Annotated in this window: 10 protein-coding genes and 3 pseudogenes; 3 read left to right on the top strand and 10 right to left on the bottom strand. The window is 63.6% G+C overall.

The features are described from left to right. The first annotated feature begins 217 nt into the window (after positions 1–217). On the top strand, positions 218–841 hold the full coding sequence (locus XARJCFBP2528_RS02770; protein ID WP_080591401.1) for a Crp/Fnr family transcriptional regulator: 624 nt from the start codon (positions 218–220) through the stop codon (positions 839–841). Between the two features lie 28 nt (positions 842–869). Here XARJCFBP2528_RS02770 and XARJCFBP2528_RS02765 read toward each other — a convergent pair whose 3' ends face one another. Together XARJCFBP2528_RS02765 and thrC are read right to left on the bottom strand one after the other, a co-directional pair. After that, positions 870–1,616, bottom strand: a complete 747-nt coding sequence (locus tag XARJCFBP2528_RS02765) for a murein L,D-transpeptidase catalytic domain family protein (RefSeq protein WP_026064774.1) — start codon at positions 1,614–1,616, stop codon at positions 870–872. 101 nt (positions 1,617–1,717) lie between these two features. Next, entirely contained in the window at positions 1,718–3,028 is a 1,311-nt protein-coding gene (gene thrC, locus XARJCFBP2528_RS02760) for a threonine synthase (RefSeq protein WP_026064773.1), read from the bottom strand. 143 nt (positions 3,029–3,171) lie between these two features. Here thrC and XARJCFBP2528_RS02755 point away from each other — a divergent pair, with 143 nt between their 5' ends. Next, complete coding sequence (locus tag XARJCFBP2528_RS02755) at positions 3,172–3,486, top strand: EthD family reductase (RefSeq protein ID WP_016904306.1); 315 nt, start codon at positions 3,172–3,174, stop codon at positions 3,484–3,486. A gap of 74 nt (positions 3,487–3,560) precedes the next feature. On the opposite strand, the gene XARJCFBP2528_RS02750 is transcribed toward XARJCFBP2528_RS02755, so the two are convergent. The 5 genes and pseudogenes from XARJCFBP2528_RS02750 to XARJCFBP2528_RS23950 form a co-directional block, all read right to left on the bottom strand. After that, positions 3,561–4,511, bottom strand: coding sequence for a homoserine kinase (locus XARJCFBP2528_RS02750; protein WP_026064772.1), 951 nt, complete (start codon positions 4,509–4,511; stop codon positions 3,561–3,563). A gap of 29 nt (positions 4,512–4,540) precedes the next feature. Continuing rightward, entirely contained in the window at positions 4,541–7,048 is a 2,508-nt protein-coding gene (gene thrA / locus XARJCFBP2528_RS02745) for a bifunctional aspartate kinase/homoserine dehydrogenase I (protein WP_026064771.1), read from the bottom strand. A gap of 588 nt (positions 7,049–7,636) precedes the next feature. Beyond that, positions 7,637–8,145 (bottom strand): annotated as a pseudogene (locus tag XARJCFBP2528_RS02740) (TspO/MBR family protein). Positions 8,146–8,524: 379 nt separating this feature from the next. Further along, positions 8,525–9,133 (bottom strand): hypothetical protein, encoded by a 609-nt coding sequence (locus XARJCFBP2528_RS21945; RefSeq protein ID WP_080591443.1) that lies wholly within the window; start codon positions 9,131–9,133, stop codon positions 8,525–8,527. Continuing rightward, positions 9,130–9,654, bottom strand: coding sequence for a hypothetical protein (locus XARJCFBP2528_RS23950; RefSeq protein WP_144424253.1), 525 nt, complete (start codon positions 9,652–9,654; stop codon positions 9,130–9,132). Before XARJCFBP2528_RS23950 ends, XARJCFBP2528_RS21945 begins: the two co-directional genes overlap by 4 nt. 157 nt (positions 9,655–9,811) lie before the next feature. On the opposite strand from XARJCFBP2528_RS23950, the gene XARJCFBP2528_RS02730 reads away from it, so the two are divergent. Continuing rightward, a protein-coding gene (locus tag XARJCFBP2528_RS02730) for an IS3-like element IS1403 family transposase (RefSeq protein ID WP_102596355.1) occupies positions 9,812–10,914 on the top strand; the annotation gives its coding sequence in 2 pieces (ribosomal slippage) (positions 9,812–10,070 and positions 10,070–10,914; 1,104 coding nt in all). A gap of 25 nt (positions 10,915–10,939) precedes the next feature. On the opposite strand, the pseudogene XARJCFBP2528_RS23790 reads toward XARJCFBP2528_RS02730, so the two are convergent. The 3 genes and pseudogenes from XARJCFBP2528_RS23790 to XARJCFBP2528_RS02720 form a co-directional block, all read right to left on the bottom strand. Next, positions 10,940–11,109 (bottom strand): annotated as a pseudogene (locus XARJCFBP2528_RS23790) (integrase core domain-containing protein); the annotation flags it as partial. Between the two features lie 270 nt (positions 11,110–11,379). Next, complete coding sequence (locus XARJCFBP2528_RS02725; RefSeq protein ID WP_016903930.1) at positions 11,380–13,755, bottom strand: glycoside hydrolase family 127 protein; 2,376 nt, start codon at positions 13,753–13,755, stop codon at positions 11,380–11,382. 103 nt (positions 13,756–13,858) lie between these two features. Continuing rightward, a pseudogene (locus XARJCFBP2528_RS02720) lies at positions 13,859–16,590 on the bottom strand (TonB-dependent receptor plug domain-containing protein); the annotation flags it as partial. Positions 16,591–16,672: the final 82 nt, after the last annotated feature.

Raw genomic sequence — 16,672 nt, 5'->3', positions numbered from 1 at the left:
AACGCGCAATTCTACCGGCTGGGCGGCCGCGCTGACCGCATGGCGTATCATTCACCTGCGTTCCAGCAGTGCGTGACTCATGTACCGGCAGCTTTCAGACCCCAGCACGACCTGCCCGGCGCCCAGCGCGTCCGGGCGCAGCGATGCGCGCGGTTCCGACTGCGCGCTGTGTGCAGTCCGCGGCCGGGCCATCTGCGCGGCGCTGTCGCCGCAGGAAATGGACGCGCTCGACCAGGCCACCAGCGCCCAGTCCTATGCGCCCGGCAGCACCCTGGTGCGCGCCGGCGACATCCGCCAGCACGTCTATACGCTGACTTCCGGCGCGCTGCGCATGGTGCGCACGCTGGCCGACGGCCGCCGTCAGGTCACCGGCTTCGTGCTGCCGGGCGACTATGTCGGCCTGACCGAAACGCCGCAGCACCGCCACGACATCGAAGCCATCATCGACAGCCGGGTCTGCCGCACCCCGATGGCACAGATGCGCCAGTTGCGCGAGCGCTATCCGCAGCTGGAACGCAAGCTGCTGCAGCGCGCCAGCATGGAACTGGCCGCCGCACAGGACACCGGCCTGCTGCTGGCGCGCCTGCAACCCAGCGAACGGCTGGCGCACTTCCTGCTGCGCCTGGCGGCCCGCTCCACCCAGCCCGGCGCCAGCGGCGACACCGTCGCGCTGCCGATGAGCCGTAGCGATATCGCCGACCATCTCGGGCTGACCGTGGAAACGGTCAGCCGCACCTTCACCAAACTCAGGCAACAGCAGTTGATCGCGCTGCCGCAGCTGCATCTGGTGCAGATCCTGGATTACGCGGCGCTGCGCAGCCTCGCCGGCGATACCGTCTGAGACTTAACAGCTGGCAAGCCGGAACGCCTCAGCGCCCGCCCGCATTCGCACTTGCCACCGACGCACCGCAGCCGCCACCCAGCAACCGCGATTGCCGCAGCCAGGCCCGGTCCGGGTAGTAGGCGAACACGAAGGCGCCTTCACGCAAGGTATCGATCAATTGCCTGGCCACCGCCGGACGCACCGCCGGGCAGCCCAGGCTGCGGCCGAGCCGGCCCTGCGTGCGGATCACCGCCTCGCTGACATAGGGCGCGCCGTGGATCACGATCGCGCGGTCGCGCGCATGATCGTTGAACCCGGGCTCCAGGCCCTTGAGCCGCAACGAATAGCCGTTGTGACCGGTATACGACTCCTGCGCGGTGAATGCGCCCAGGCTGGACTGGAAACTGCCGTCGTCATTGGAGAACTTCGCCGCCAGGTTGTTGCCGGTATTGCGCCCGTGCGCCACCCATTCCTGGAACAGCAGCCGCTGCCGCTCCAGATCGAACACCCATAGCCGGCGCTCGGTCGACGGCCGGCTGTAGTCGATGACGCTGAGCACGCGCTCGGTGCCCACCTGCTGGCGCTGCCGCGCGCATTGCAAGGCTTCGGCCGCCAGCGCCAGCACCTGGCGATCCAGCGATGGCGCCTGCCGCGCCAATGCATCGACCAGACCGATACGCGGTGCGCCCAGCGCCGGCAACGGCGAGGCAGACATGGCATCGGCCGCGCTGGCCGCTCCAGCCGCTGCCCACCCGCACAACGCGGCGGCAACGGCGATCACTCGATAAGACATGCACCAACCCACATCGGACGCGGCGCCACGCTGGGGCCGCACCCGCTAGAAATAGCCCCATGGGCGGCACTTTCCAACCCCAATACCCTGAACACGTTCGGTCAGGCCGCATCCGCAAGCAGGCGCTGCCGGAACGCGGCGTAGTCCGGCGCCAGCGTTTCGGCATGCGCGGGACGCTGCAGCAGCGCGGCCAGCGCCGGCGGCACGGCCACCTCGCGCCCGATCAGGGGCTCGACCACGCCCTCGAACTTGGCCGGATGCGCGGTGGCCGCCACCGCCCAGTCGCCGGTGCCGCCTTCGGCCCCTTCCGCCCGCAGCTGCTCCAGCACATGCACGGCGGTGGCGGTATGCGGGCAATGCACTTCGCCATAGCGGGCAAAGCGCTGCTGCACGGTCTGGCGGATCGCGGCATCGTCCACCGAAAGCGCACGGAATGCCTCGCGCAACGCGGCATCGTCGCCGTCGTAGAGCCAGCGCAGCCGTTCGAAGTTGCTTGGCGCGCCCACGTCCATCGCATTGGCCAGCGTCGCCACGCTGGGCTGCGGCGCGTAATCGTCGCCGGCAAAATAATCCGGCACTACATGATTGGCATTGGAGGCCAGCGCGATACGGCCCAGCGGCACGCCGAGCGCGCGCGCCAGGATCGCCGCCAGCCCGTTGCCCAGGTTGCCGGTGGGCACCACCAGGTTCAGCGCCGCCCCCGCGCCGGCATGGTGCTGCAGGGCGGCGTGCGCGTAGTAGCTCATCTGCGGCAGCAAGCGGCCCAGGCTGATGCTGTTGGCCGAACTCAGCGGCAGCTGCGACTGCAGCGCGGCATCGTTCAGGGCCTGCTTGACCATCGCCTGGCAATCGTCGAACGTGCCGGCCACGCGCAAGGCCTGGATGTTGTCGCCGAAGCAGCCCAGCTGATGCGCCTGACGCGGCGACACGCGCCCATCCGGATACAGCACCACCACGCGCAGGCCCGGCTGGCGATGGAAGGCCGCCGCCACCGCAGCGCCGGTGTCGCCGGAAGTGGCGACCAGGATGGTGAGCGGCCGGCCTTCGGCACGCCGCAGGCGGGTCAGGCAGGCCGCAAGAAAGCGCGCACCGAAATCCTTGAACGCGGCGGTCGGGCCATGGAACAGCTCAAGCGCGTAATCGCCGGGCGTGCCCAGGGCCACCAATGGCGCCGGGAAGTCGAACGCTTCGGCACAGATGGCCGGCAGCTCTGGCGCCAATGCATCGCCGTCGAAGAATGGCTGCAGCAACGTGGCGGCGGTGTCGGCCAGCGTGGCACCTGCCGTCAGCGTGCGTGCCGGTGGCAGGGCCTGCGGCACGTACAGGCCGCCATCGGGTGCCAGGCCGGCGGCAATCGCCTGGCTCAGGCTTGCGGCGGGTGCGCCGCCACGGGTGGAGAGGAAGTTCATGATGACGACTCCAGACAAGGCGAAGACGGGGCGTGGCCCGTGAATGAAAAGACTGGACACTGCGGCATGGCCGCGCTGCGCCGCAGGGGCGCCCGGCAAGGGCGGCGCGGCGCTATGCTGCGCGCACCTTCCAGTGGAGCCGGCAGATGATCAAGGTCAGCGTGATGTACCCGTACCGCGAAGGCGCCCGCTTCGACCATGCCTACTACCGCGACACCCACATGCCGCTGGTGAGCGCGCGGATGGGCGCGGCCTGCCTGCGCTATACGGTGGACAAGGGCATCAGCGGCGGCGAGCCGGGCAGCCCCCCCGCCTTCATCGGCATGTGCCATATCTTCTGCGAGTCGGTGGAGGCCTTCGGCGCCAGCTTCGGGCCGCATGCCGATGAGATCCTGGCCGATATCGCCAACTACACCGATCTTGCGCCGGTAATGCAGATCAGCGAGGTGGTGGTCGGTTGAAGCGTGCCTTGCGCGCTGCACGGCCTGCCTGCCGTGCGCGGGCGATCGATCGACGACGACATCCGCGCGATGGCTCATACGAGCAACCGCGCGGCCGGGCTGGCGATCGGGGACACCCAGTGCTGGCTATCCAGGCCAACGCCTGCGAAGGCGGCCTTGACCGATGCGGCGGCAGCGTCGGCGGCCGCGCGCGATGCGAACCAGGCGAACACACTGGGGCCGGCGCCGGAGATGCTGGCACCCAAGGCATCGTGATCCAGCGCGGCCTGCTTGGCAGCGGCAAAGCCGGCGATCAAGGGCGCGCGGCGTGGTTCGACCAGCACATCGCGCAGTCCCGCCCGCACCAGCCCCGCATCGCCGGCATGGCAGCCGGCCAGCACCAAGGCCAGGTTGGTGCTCTGCGCGACGAACTCGCGCAGCTGATAGTCGCCGGCCAGGGCTTCGCGCGCGCGGCGGGTTTCCAGCACCGCGTCCGGATGCACCAGCAGGCTGTGCCACGCCGCCGGCACGCTGATCGGCACCAGACGCTCCAGCGTGCACAGCACCAGGCCGCCCAAAAACAACGGGCCAAGATTGTCGCCGTGGCGGCTACCGCTGGCCACCGCCTCGCCATCGAGTGCGTGCTGATACAGCTGCTCGTTACTCAGCGGCGCATCCAGCAGCGCGTTGGCGGCAACCAACGCCGCCACGCATGACGCTGCCGAGCCGCCCATGCCCGAACTCAAGGCGATGCCTTTGTCGATTTCGATTTCAAAGCCGAACGGCAGCGACAACGCCGCGCGCAACGACATCAAGGCCGCACCCGCAGTGTTGCGTTCGGCATCCAGCGGCAGGGCCACCGTGGTGCCGCGGATGGCGGCGATGCGCACCACGGGCGCATCCATGCGCCGCACCTTGACGGTGTCGCCGACGCCGTCGATGGGATAGCCGAGCAGATCGAATCCCACCGCCACATTCGCCACCGAGGCCGGTGCGAAGGCGCGTGCCTGGCCAAGCTCGCGCGCAGCAATCGCCACCTGTTGCATCTCCGCGGACTGGTCTGCAACCGCCTGATTCACAAGCGTGCCCCCTCGCCCGCCGCCACCCGCAGCAGATCGGCAAACACGCCGGCCGCGGTGACTTCCGGCCCCGCACCAGGCCCCTGCACCACCAGCGGATTCTCGCAATAACGACGCGTGGTGAACTGCACCACGTTGTCGGTCAGGCGCAAATTGGCGAACGCATGATCGGCAGGCAGTTCCACTAGACCCACGCTGGGAGCACGATCCGGCGGCAGCTGCGCGACATAGCGCAGCACATTGCCGCGTGCACGTGCATCGGCCAGGCGCTGCGCAAACGTCGCATCCACCTCATGCAGGCGCGCCATGAAATCTTCGACGCTGGCCTGGCGCAGTGCTTCGGGCACCAGGCTTTCGACCTGCACATCTTCCAGACTGATCTCGCGCCCTGCTTCGCGCGCCAGGATCACCAGCTTGCGCGCCACATCCACGCCGGACAGATCGTCGCGCGGATCAGGTTCGGTATAGCCCATGCCGCGCGCCTGCGTCACCAGTTCGGCGAACGGCACGCTGCCGTCGTACTTGTTGAACAGCCAGGCCAACGTGCCGGAAAAGATGCCCTCGATCGAGGTCACCGCATCGCCGGTATCGACCAGATCGCGCAGCGTGGTGATCACCGGCAAGCCGGCGCCCACGGTGGCTTCGTAACGGAAGCGCGCCCCGCTGGCATCGGCCGCCGCACGGATCGCCTGATACCGCTGCAACGGGCCGGAGCCGGCCTGTTTGTTCGGCGTCACCACATGGATGCCGGCAGCCAACCAGTCCGCGTAGCGATCGGCCACTTCTGCGCTGCCGCTGCAATCGATGATCACCGTATGCGGCAGATGCGCGGATAACAGGTGCGTGGTGAAACGCTCCAGATCGGTCGCGGTGGCTGCGGAGGCGAAAGCATCGCGCCAGTTGCCGACCAGGCCGCGCTCGTCGAGCAGCATGCGGCCGCGCGAGACCACTGCGCGCAGGCGCAGATCCAGGTTGGCCTTGCCCAGCAACTGCGGCTGCGCAATGCGCAACTGGTCCAGCAACGCCGCACCCACATTACCCGGGCCAATCACGCCCACCGAGAACGTCTGCGGCGACAACCAGAAGCCGGCATGCGCCGCGCGCAAGGCCTTGGTCGCATGCGCCGCGTCGATGGCCACCGAGATGTTGCGCTCCGACGACCCCTGAGCGATCGCCAGGATATTGACCTGCGCACGCCCCAGCGACTCGAACAGCCGCGCCGCCACACCCGGCTGCCCGGCCATGCCATCGCCCACTGCGGCCAGCACACTGATGCCGGTGGTCAGCTGCACACGTTGCACCTGACCGACCGTGAGTTCATGCGCAAAGGCCTGCAGCAAGGCATTGCGTGCGCGCTCGGATTCATGCTGCTTGACCACGCAACAGATCGAATGCTCGGAAGAACCTTGCGAGATCATCACCACCGACACCTGCGCCGTGCGCAGCGCCGCGAACACCCGCTCGGCGGTGCCCGGCACGCCGATCAGGCCGGTGCCTTCCAGGTTGAGCACGGCCAGATCCGGGCTCAGCGTCAGCCCCTTGATCGGCCCGCTCACCGCGCTGCTGGCGGTGATGCGCGTACCCGGATGTTCGGGCTGGAAGGTATTGCGGATGATGATCGGCAAACCGCGCTCGATCGCCGGCGACATGGTCTGCGGGTGCACCACCTTGGCGCCGAAATAGGCCAGCTCGCAGGCCTCGTCGTAGCTCAGCGTTTCCAGCTGCACCGCTTCCGGCACCACGCGCGGGTCGGCCGACAGTACGCCGTCCACGTCGGTCCAGATATGCAGCTCATCGGCATCGAATAGGGCCGCGAAAATTGCACCGGAATAATCGCTGCCATTGCGCCCTAACGTGGTGATGCGGTCGGCGCGGTCGCGCGCAACGAACCCGGTGACCACCACGCGCGTCTGCGGATGCGCCTGGCGCCAGGTCGCAAGCCGCTGCGCGCTGGTGTCCCAGTCCACATCGACACCGAGTTCGCCACGGTTGACCACCAGCACATCGCGCGCATCCAGCACCGCACAATCCTCGCCAAGCGCGCGGAAATGGTCGCCCAGCAACTGCGCCGAATACACCTCGCCCAGGCCCTGCACGCGGTCGAGCACCTCGCGCGGCAGCTCGCCGATCACCGCCAATGCGCCCAGGATTTGCGACAGGTGCTCGAAGCGCTCGTCCAGCCACTCCACCGTCGGCCCCGAGTGTTCGCCAAGCAAGGCCACCGCCGCACCGCGATGGCGCGCGCGCGTTTCATGCCAGCGTTCGCGCCACTCCGGGCGGTTCTGTGCGGCCAGCTCGGCCAGCGCGATCAAGGCATCGGTCACCCCCTTCATCGCCGACACCACGGTGACCTGCACCGACTCGTCGCGTGCCAGCAACAACTGCGCCACATGCCGGTAGCGCTCGGCATCGGCCACCGACGTGCCGCCGAATTTGTGCACGACGGTGCGTGCGGAAGATGCGGCGACAGCAGCGGGTTCGAACGAAACAACAGGCGATGACATCGACAGACCTCGTTAGGGAGGCCCCGTCCGCATCAGATGAGGGAGGAAAGCCCCCGCATCCTGATCCGGGTGCGGGGCCGTTGTTTTCGGAAGTTACGCGAAAACGACGGGCCGCACCGGGCGAATGGTGACGGTGGTAATGGTGGTGCTAATGCCGGCCACGCCCGCACCCGGCCGCAGCTGCGGCTGACAGGTAAGCGAGGAGATGGCGGAGGCGTTAGGCATGCGTGCAAAAGACATCACAGGGCCGAGGCCTGTCAAGCGCTGCGTGAAAGGGCAGGCGCACGTGCTCGGCAAACAGAACAGAAAACCTTGCAGCTCAGGGATTTAAGCGACGCGCTCACAAGCAGTTGATTGCTATGGAAACTTTTGGAGCGGCTTCAGTGGGTGGCGCTGCGCAGGTTTCGAGCATGGATTGATGCAGTCGTGCGACTTGGCTAAGGCGATGCGGCTGAGGGATCGCTTGTGCGCGAGTGCATCACATCGCTGCCGGTGTCACTACGCCAAGCAACAGATCACTTCGGATCAACGGTAGATGATCGCCATCGCCGCGACGCACTGTGCAAGTCAGCAAGCGCAGCAGAAAGATCAGCCAAGCACCTGAGGATTGAGCTGCCAGACCGAAAAGTTGAGCGCAGCCGCGAAGCTCACCCACGCCAGATACGGCACCAATAACCACGCCGCCAGTGCCTGCCGCTTCGCGAACACGGCGATCGTTCCGGCCAACACCAGCCACAGCGCCACGATGTCGGCAAACGCCCAGGCTCCCAACTGCCACGCAAAGAACAGCCAGCTCCACAAACCATTGAGCGTCAACTGCAGCACGAACAGGCCCAGCGCCGGACGCGTCCCCGCCCGGCTGCCACGCTGCCACGCCGCCACACCAACCAGACCGACACCGCCATCATTCCGTACAACACTGTCCATACCGGTCCAAACAACCACCCCGGCGGTGCCCACACCGGCCGCGCAAGTTCTGCGTAGAAGCTGGCCGCCTGGATGGATGCCTTTGCACCAAGCCCAGCGACCGCATAGGACAGCACCAGCCAGCCGACGAGGCCGAACCATTGCGACTTTCTTGAAGTACTTTGCGTCATGACTGCCTGAAGTGTTGTAAGCGCTTCGCAGCGTGGCAGAGCATCTGTGCAAGCCGTGACTACACGAATAAACCGTCTGAACCCAACCAATCAAACATGTGCTAGCCCCACCATATCGCTGACTGCAAGGCCTACATGACTATTGGGTTGACCGAGTCCCAACGGGTTCGACACTGAGTTTCAACCTTAAGCCTCTGTCTTTTTTCATAGCTAGTACTCAGTTGGCGTGGAAACTGACACCGGTCCGCACGCGAGCTTCGGTCATCGGGTCAATTCCTACGACAAGTACAAACATTTATTATTTATAAATACAAATAGATGCATCTTCCCAATTAAAGTTAAAAATCCACTCACAGGTGTTAAATAAATTTTTACGTAACTAAACCGCGCCCTGAATGAATCTAATTTTCCAGCAGTCCCCTCTAGCAATCCAATATTTTTCTTTTTCTGGTATTAGAAAATTGAAATCAACATTTTTTGCAATCCAGCCGGGATAAACAAGATCTTCATGAAATCTACCATGATCCAAGTGCATATAGATCATTCTATCGAAATTGATATAAAACATAGGAAGTAGTGTTGAAATATTTCCAGCAACTCTAAAATCATGTGCATTCAACTCAACCCCAGATAGATAATATTTTTCAACAGAGTTAAAAATTGACAAAACATCACCGGCGCTATCGGAAAAAAAAGTTCTTTCGAGATCATCTTTTGAAATTACGACCACACCATCAACTTTCAAGTATTTAAAGAAATTCTCTGAATTTAACTTAAGTACGCCACCCCTAAAGCTCTCACAAGCCGACAGGTATTGCTCTTTATTTATATTCCCTTTGTCAAGGTGTGCCTTATAATCACGCTCCGCATCAAGAGAAAAATTGTACTTATGATCCAAAACCCAGTAACACTTCCCATGGTGCACAAAAAAACATATAGCTTTCTCGCCACTATATAAATCATCAAAAATACTTCTATTCAATTTCACTTTCCAAACTCCTTCAAAAATTCATCATGAGTGTAAACCCTTGCATTTCTAGACCCATTCTCCAGCAATGACTCCCACACCTTAGGAAGCTCTAAAGCTGTACCGGGCTTATTAGGATCCACAATTTTTGGCGCCTTAGGATCTCTAGGAATGCCCGGAATAGGGCGCTGAGGTATAGCGGAATTCATAATTTCACCATGGAGACTAGCATCAACCTCAAAAACTATGACAGAACCGTCAGGCCGCTTATTTGAAAGATAATAAACCGCGTGATCGGCGGCCCCCACACTTACACAAAGCTGACCAGAACAGCCGGGATTAATGCTTATACTACCATCAGAGTTCGCAGTAATACGATTTTTACTCGTAGCAGTGCCCGTCCCACCGCCCTCGACCCTGAAATAATTGACAACTTCAGAGTTAGCGACCGAGCCAGCCTCATCTCTAATTAAGCTGTTAGGATTTGGTCGCGTCGAATTCAGGTAATCAATTACATCATCGGCCTTGAACGCGTCGCCCAAGCCTGTGGCTGCCTTTGCAGCGACACCACCCTTCCCTGCATAGAGCTCTGGAACAACGAGCGAGAGAACGTCAACGCTGACCTTGCCACCGACGTCCCCCCAATTTTGAGTAGCACCTCAGTTTGGAGTCCAATTCCCTACCCCAAGGAGATTGGACGTGAAGAAGCGTTTTACCGAAGAGCAGATCATCGGCTTCCTGCGCGAAGCCGAAGGCGGCGTGGCGATCAAGGATCTGTGCCGGCGCCATGGCTTCAGCGAGGCCTCGTACTATCTGTGGCGTAGCAAGTTCGGCGGCATGAGCGTGCCCGATGCCAAGCGGCTCAAGGACCTTGAGGCCGAGAACGCGCGGCTGAAGAAGTTGCTGGCCGAGCAGTTGTTCGAGAACGACCTGATCAAGGATGCGTTGCGAAAAAAGTGGTGAGCGCACCGGCGCGTCGTATGCTGGTGCGCGAGTGGATCGGGCGTGGTGCCAGCGAGCGTCGTGCGCTGGCAGTGATCGGCATGAGCGCCAGCGCGCTGCGCTATTGCCCACGCCAAGACCGCAACGGCGAACTGCGCGAGCGCATTCTTGCGCTGGCGCATCGCCATCGTCGCTATGGCGTGGGGATGATCTATCTCAAACTGCGACAGGAAGGGCGCATCGTGAACTACAAACGCGTGGAGCGGTTGTACCGCGAACAGCAGCTACAGGTCCGACGGCGCAAGCGCAAAAAAGTGCCAATAGGCGAGCGTCAGCCGCTGCTGCGGCCAGCGCAGGCCAACCAGGTGTGGTCGATGGACTTCGTGTTCGACCGCTCCGCCGAAGGCCGAGTGATCAAGTGTCTGGTGATCGTGGACGACGCAACGCACGAAGCGGTCGCCATCGAGGTGGAGCGCGCGATCTCTGGGCACGGGGTTGCGCGCGTCCTGGATCGGTTGGCACACAGTCGCGGCCTGCCGCAGGTGATCCGCACCGACAACGGCAAGGAGTTTTGCGGTAAGGCAATGGTCGCCTGGGCGCATGCCCGTGGCGTGCAGTTGCGGCTGATCCAACCAGGCAAACCGAACCAGAACGCCTACGTCGAATCCTTCAACGGCCGGCTACGCGATGAATGCCTCAACGAGCACTGGTTCCCGACGTTGCTGCACGCGCGCACCGAGATCGAACGCTGGCGACGCGAATACAACGAGGACCGACCCAAGAAAGCAATTGGCGGCATGACGCCGGCTGCGTATGCCCAACATCTGGCAAACACCGATATCATTAACCCGGGACTCTAAACCAAGCCGCTACTCAGGGCGGGGGGATGTCGGGGAACCAGTGCTCGTTAAGGCATTCGTCGTGCTGCCTGCCACTGAACGAGTTAGACGTAAGAGTTCTGGTTCGGCTCGCTAGGTTGGATCAGACGTCGCTGCACACCACGCGCATGCGCCCATAGCCTCGCCACAGAACTCTGTTCCGTTGTCCGTGGGAACCAGTTCTTCGGTCAACACCTCTTCACGTCAACTCTGGTGCGGGATTCAATTCGGTGAAGCGAGGGGCCTGTGCAATTGAAAATAGGCTGCGGCTTCACCGCCGTACCCTCACCCCAACCCCTCTCCTGAGCGGAGAAGGGTTTGATGTTGCATGTCTGAGTTCTTTCGAGTGGCTGCGGGCGTGGCCTCTTTTGCTCTCCGGTGCCATGCTCTCTTCAAAGTTAGGGTGGGTTCCCCCGTCATCCCTTCGATATGCGCTTGATACAGCACTCAAACCGACTCCAACACCCAACAACCAAACGCGGGCCCAGCGGAGTAGCCAGTCTCCGGCTCGATGCGGATTTGTAAGGTGGCGCGGCCGGCGACCGCTGCAGGCAAGGCGTAATCCACGTCGACGAAGTCCAGGCCACGATTGCCGTCCAGGCGTTCGTTGGCGATGAGTTCGCCGTCGGCGAGGATGCGGAAGCGGCGGCGGGTTTCGTCGCCCCAATAGCGCAGGCGCAGGATCCGGGCCCGGGTGGTGTTGCTCAGGGTGAAGGCGATGAAGCCGCCGGTGCGGGCGTCGCGACCGGCGCGGCGGCGGTAGCTCAGTGCGTAGGAGCTTTCGCTTTGCAGGCCGTGGGCTTTTTCAGAGGCTTCATCGCCCAGGGCGACCCGGTCCAACGCGCGCGCGTCCAACGCCTGTTGTTTCGCGTCTGCTGCGGCTTGTTCGGCTTGATGCTGCTGCCATGCAGCGGCGTCGCGATGCTCCAGGTAGGGCGCGCTGCGGCGATCGAACTGCGCGTAGAACGGCGAGAAGCGCCACTGCTGGCTGCCGTCGCTGTAGTCGAACGCGGCCTGGCCCGCCACCGGCTGCAGGCGCTGCAAGACCTCATCGCCGCCGATCAACGCCGGGGTTTTGCCCGACCAGGGTTTTGCCGCATCGCCCAGGTCGGCCGCCAGCACCAGCGGCCCGCGCAGCACCGAGACCCAGGCGGGGTCGTCCGGTGTGGTTTCCAGGCGCAGCGGCATCTCGAACGACAGCGTGAGCATGTCGCCGGCGCGCCAGACGCGGGTGATACGCAGGTAGCCCTCGTTGACGGTGGCATCGACCGGCTGGCCGTTGAGCTGCAGCCTCGGCGACTGCGCCCAACCGGGCACGCGCAGTGCGAGCGTGCGTTGCTCGGCCGGCGCGGCGTCGATGCGTAGCGAGGCGCTGCCCTGCTCCGGCATCGTGCTGCGCAGGGTCATGTCCAGCCCGGCGGCATCGCGCACGCTGGAGGGCACATACAGATTGACGTAGACGCCCTGCCCGTCATGCCAGTAGATCGAATCGCCGAACTGGGCATGCGCCTCCATGCCGCTGCCGACGCAGCACCAGAAATCGTCGAACGGCGACGACCAGGCGCGCGCTTCGCCGGCCAGCATCGGTGTCATGTAGGTGAACATGCCGGTGCGCGGATGCTGCTGCGCCAACACGTGGTTGAGCAGCGTGCGCTCGTAGTAATCGAAGAACTCCGCCTGCGGACCCCACTGGTACAGATGCCGGGTGAGCTTGAGCATGTTGTAGCTGGCGCAGTGCTCGCAGGTCTGCTCGGTGACAAACTTCGAAATGCTATCCGGCTGCTGGAAGTACTCGCGGTCGCCGTTACCGCCGATCACGTAGGTGTGGTGGTCGGTGACGGTGTGCCAGAAGAAGCGCGCTGCCGCGCCGGATGCTGCATCGCCGGTGACTTCGTACTCGCGTGCCAGGCCGATCAGCTTGGGGATGTTGGTATTGGAATGCTGGTGCACCAGTTCGTCGCGCTGGGCGACCAAGGGATCGAGCACGGCGTGATGGTGCAGGCGCTGCGCCAGTGCCAGCCATTGCGCATCGCCGGTCCGCACATGAAGCTCGACGAAGGATTCGTTGAGGCCACCGAATTCGCACGACAGCACCTTCTGCAGCTGCGCGTCGTCGAGAGCGGCGAAGATGCCTTGCAGATAGCCGGCCAGGCTTACCGCCACCTGCAGCGCCTGCGCATTGTCGCAATGCGCGTGCACGTCGAGCAGGCCGCCAAACAACTTGTGCCAGGTGTACAGCGGCGCCCAGCTGCCGTTGAGGTAGAACGGCGCGGGGTCGATCTTGCCGCGCCTGAGCTCATCGAACACCGTGCGGCCGCTTTCGATCTTCCCTGCGGCGTTCTTTCGGGTGAAGCCGGCCACATAGCCATCGCCCGCGTGCGCCTGGCAGCGTGCCAGCTCCGCGACCAGATACCCGGCGCGCGTGCGGCATTGCGCATCGCCGGTCTGCGCATGCATCAGTGCCAATGCGCTGAGATAGTGACCGAGCGTATGCCCGGCGATGGTGTCCGCCTCCCAGCCGCCGTATGCAGGCGCCTTGGGATCGAGGCCGGCGTACAGCACGAAGTTGTGCAGCAGCCGGTCCGGCTCGAGCCGCATCAGATAGCGTCGATTGGTGTGCAGCGCGTCCAGGAACAACGACGGCGTGAGCCGCACCTGCGCCAGCGGCACCGCACGCACGCTGCCGGGTTGTGCGGCGCTGGCCTGCGCCGGAAAGCGCAGGAAACCCGCCGCAACCGCCAGGCTGCTCCAGGCCAGAAAGCGCCGTCGCGACAGGCTCGGCGCGTGGTCGTTGGGCAATTCGCTCGGATACGTCTCGGTCATGGGCTCAGCTTAGCTCCTGTCGGCGCGCACAGACCGCGCGCGCCGTTGCAACAACCGCCTATGCAATCGCGACAACACGCGCGTGCATACGCATGACGCCCACGTAGCCGAGCTGCAGGTTGTTGTAGACGTAGGCGCCGATCTTGCGCACCACCATCGGCTCGCTGGAATCGGCCGACAGGCTCTGGTCCGGATCCGAATTGCCGATGGCGGTGTGCCCCACATAGCGGATGCGCCAGGTGGCGCTCCAGTCGTCCAACGCCCAGTTCACCGTGCCCAGCGCACGCCAGCGCGGAAAATTGCCGTAGGCCTGGGTGTAGCGGCCGACATTGTGGATGGTGACCGAGCTGGGGTCGGTGGTATCGGGCAGCACGTCGTAACGGGTGAGATAGGTGCCGTTGAGCCCGGCGCTGAGATTGCCCCATGCGGCGCGCGGCGCGCGGTAGGTCAGGTTGAAGTCCATGCCCTTGGCCCACAGCTTGCCCAGGTTGACCGTGGGTTCGGCGATGTAATTGATGGTGCCGTTGCCGTTGCGATGGATCAACGCGCAGAAGGAGCTGGCCGGGTTGGCGAAGCATTGATTGAGCACGGTCTGCGCCGACACCGTGGTGATGGTGTCTTCCAGATCGATGCGCCACCAGTCCGCGCTCAGCGACAGCCCATCGATCCACTGCGGGTCGTACACCAGCCCCACGTCGTAGGACTTGCCGGTTTCCGGCTTGAGCTGGTACCCGGCCACTGCTGCGCCAGACACCTTGCCCGACACCTGGCCATCGGATTGCTGGTAGCTGCCATCGGTGGGCACATTGGCGCAGGCCACGCTATTGCCACCGGTGTAGCCATTGCATGGGTCGTTGACGGTGGCCGCATCGCCGGCCACGCCGGCGTACAGCTCGTTGATGTTGGGCGCGCGAAACACCTCCGACACCGTGCCGCGGATCAGCAGGTTCTCGATCGGGCGATATTCCAGCGACACCTTGCTGTTGGTCTTGCTGCCGACCGAGCTGAAGTCGGAAAAGCGCGTGCCCAGCGTGATGTTCAAGGCGTTGATGCCGGGCAGGTCCTTCAGCAGTGGAAACAGCGCTTCGGCATAGGCCTCCTTGACGTCGAAACTGCCGGCCAACGTGGACGAACAGAATTCGATCACCCCGCACAGGCCGTCTTCGTCGCCGGTCCATAGCGGGTCGGAGGCGGTGGTGGAGCGCTCCTTGCGATAGGAGACGCCGGTCGCCAGGCTGACCGTGCCGGCCGGCAGTTCGAACAACGAGCCGTTGGCATTGGCTTCGAATTGCTTGACCGTGTAGACGCTGGTCACGATAGGGTTGACCACCATGCCCTGCAGGGTGGACAGGTTGGCGCTGTCGTTGAGGTTGAAGAAGTTCAGCGGTGTACAGCCGACGATTGCCGCGCCCGCGCTGCCGCACTTGACCACGCCATCGCTGTCCAGGAACGAGGGGCCGATGGCCTGATTGAATGCGGCATAGTCGAGAAAGCCGTTGTTGATCGACTTCTGTTTGACCTTGCCGTAGTTGAAGGTGGCATCCCACTGCCAGGAACTGTCGCCGAAGCGGCCGCGCAAGCCGGGGCTGATCTGGAAGTTGTAGGTGTTGTATTGATAGCTGCGATTGCCCAGCACGGTGGCGCGCGTGTTGAGGTCGTTGTAGGAGGTGCCGGTGCTGCGATCGGTGCCGAAGTTCACGCCGAACGGGTTGTAGTAACTCTGCGACGACACCAGGATGTTGTCGCCGTTGGCGAAGATCGGAATCGGCGCAATGATCGAGGCGGATTCGGTTTTACTGAACCAGGTGTTGACGTAGCCCTCGACGTTGTCGGTGAAACGATAGGTGCCAAGCAAAAACGCATTGGTGCGCTTTTGTGGGGTCTGCAACAGGTTGAACGGCTGGTAGTTGTAGGAGTCGGCACTGGTGTTGTAACAGTGGAAATCGCCCGGGCCGGCGCGACCGCTGACGCCGCTGTTGAGGGTGACACGCCCGCAGCCGTTGGCTTGCGCAAGCTGCGTGGACTGATCCGAGCCATCGTTGAAATTCACGGTGCCGGTGGGCGTTGCGGACGAGCCCTGCTTCACCGGTTGCCCGTTGGTCAACGCAAGCGCGTCCCTGGAATAGTCGCGCGCCGCTGCCGAGACTGGATCGATGTTGTGGTACGACAGGCCGCCGATCAGGCTGCCACGCTCCCAGGTCTTGCCGGTGGTCAGGGTGAAGTTGCGCCGGTTGCCGTCGCCCTCGCTGCTGGTGCCGAAGTCGCTGCTGAACTGCACACCATCAAACTGGCTGCGCAGGATGAAATTGACCACGCCGCCGATGGCGTCGGAGCCGTACACCGCAGAGGCGCCGTCGCTGAGCACTTCGATGCGCTCGATCATGCTGGACGAATCGCGTTGACGTCGTTGTAGGCCAGTCGAATACCGTTGACCAGCACCAAGGTGCGCTTGTCGCCCAGACCACGCAGCGAAATGGCCGACGCACCGGTGCCGCCGCCGTTATTGGTATACGGATTGGTGGCGTTGCCGGCGATCGACGGCAACTCCTGCAGCAGATCGCCAACCGTGGCCTTGCCGGTGGCGGCAATCTGTTCCTGGCTGACCGTGACCACCGGGTTGGCGGTTTCGGTATCCACGCGGCGCAGACGCGAGCCGGTGACGACCACGCTGTCGAGCGTTTGTGTGGCCTCGCCGCTGTTGCCGGTTTGCTGCGCGGCCGCAGGGGCCGCTGCAGTGGCACCAAGCGCCAGCCACAACGCGCTGCCGAGCATGCTCGGCACCGGGCGCACATTGGCAACGGTGGTCCGGAAAAAAGGCGACAACAACATCGGCATGCGGGGCTCCTGATTCGAACGGCAGACAAACGACGGGCAACACCGGCCCGTGCCGGCGTGCGCCAGCGCGGGTGGAGAGCAA

It is taken from the genome of Xanthomonas arboricola pv. juglandis (assembly GCF_001013475.1).
Lineage (GTDB): Bacteria > Pseudomonadota > Gammaproteobacteria > Xanthomonadales > Xanthomonadaceae > Xanthomonas > Xanthomonas arboricola.
This window is presented reverse-complemented; position numbering and strand designations above follow the sequence as displayed.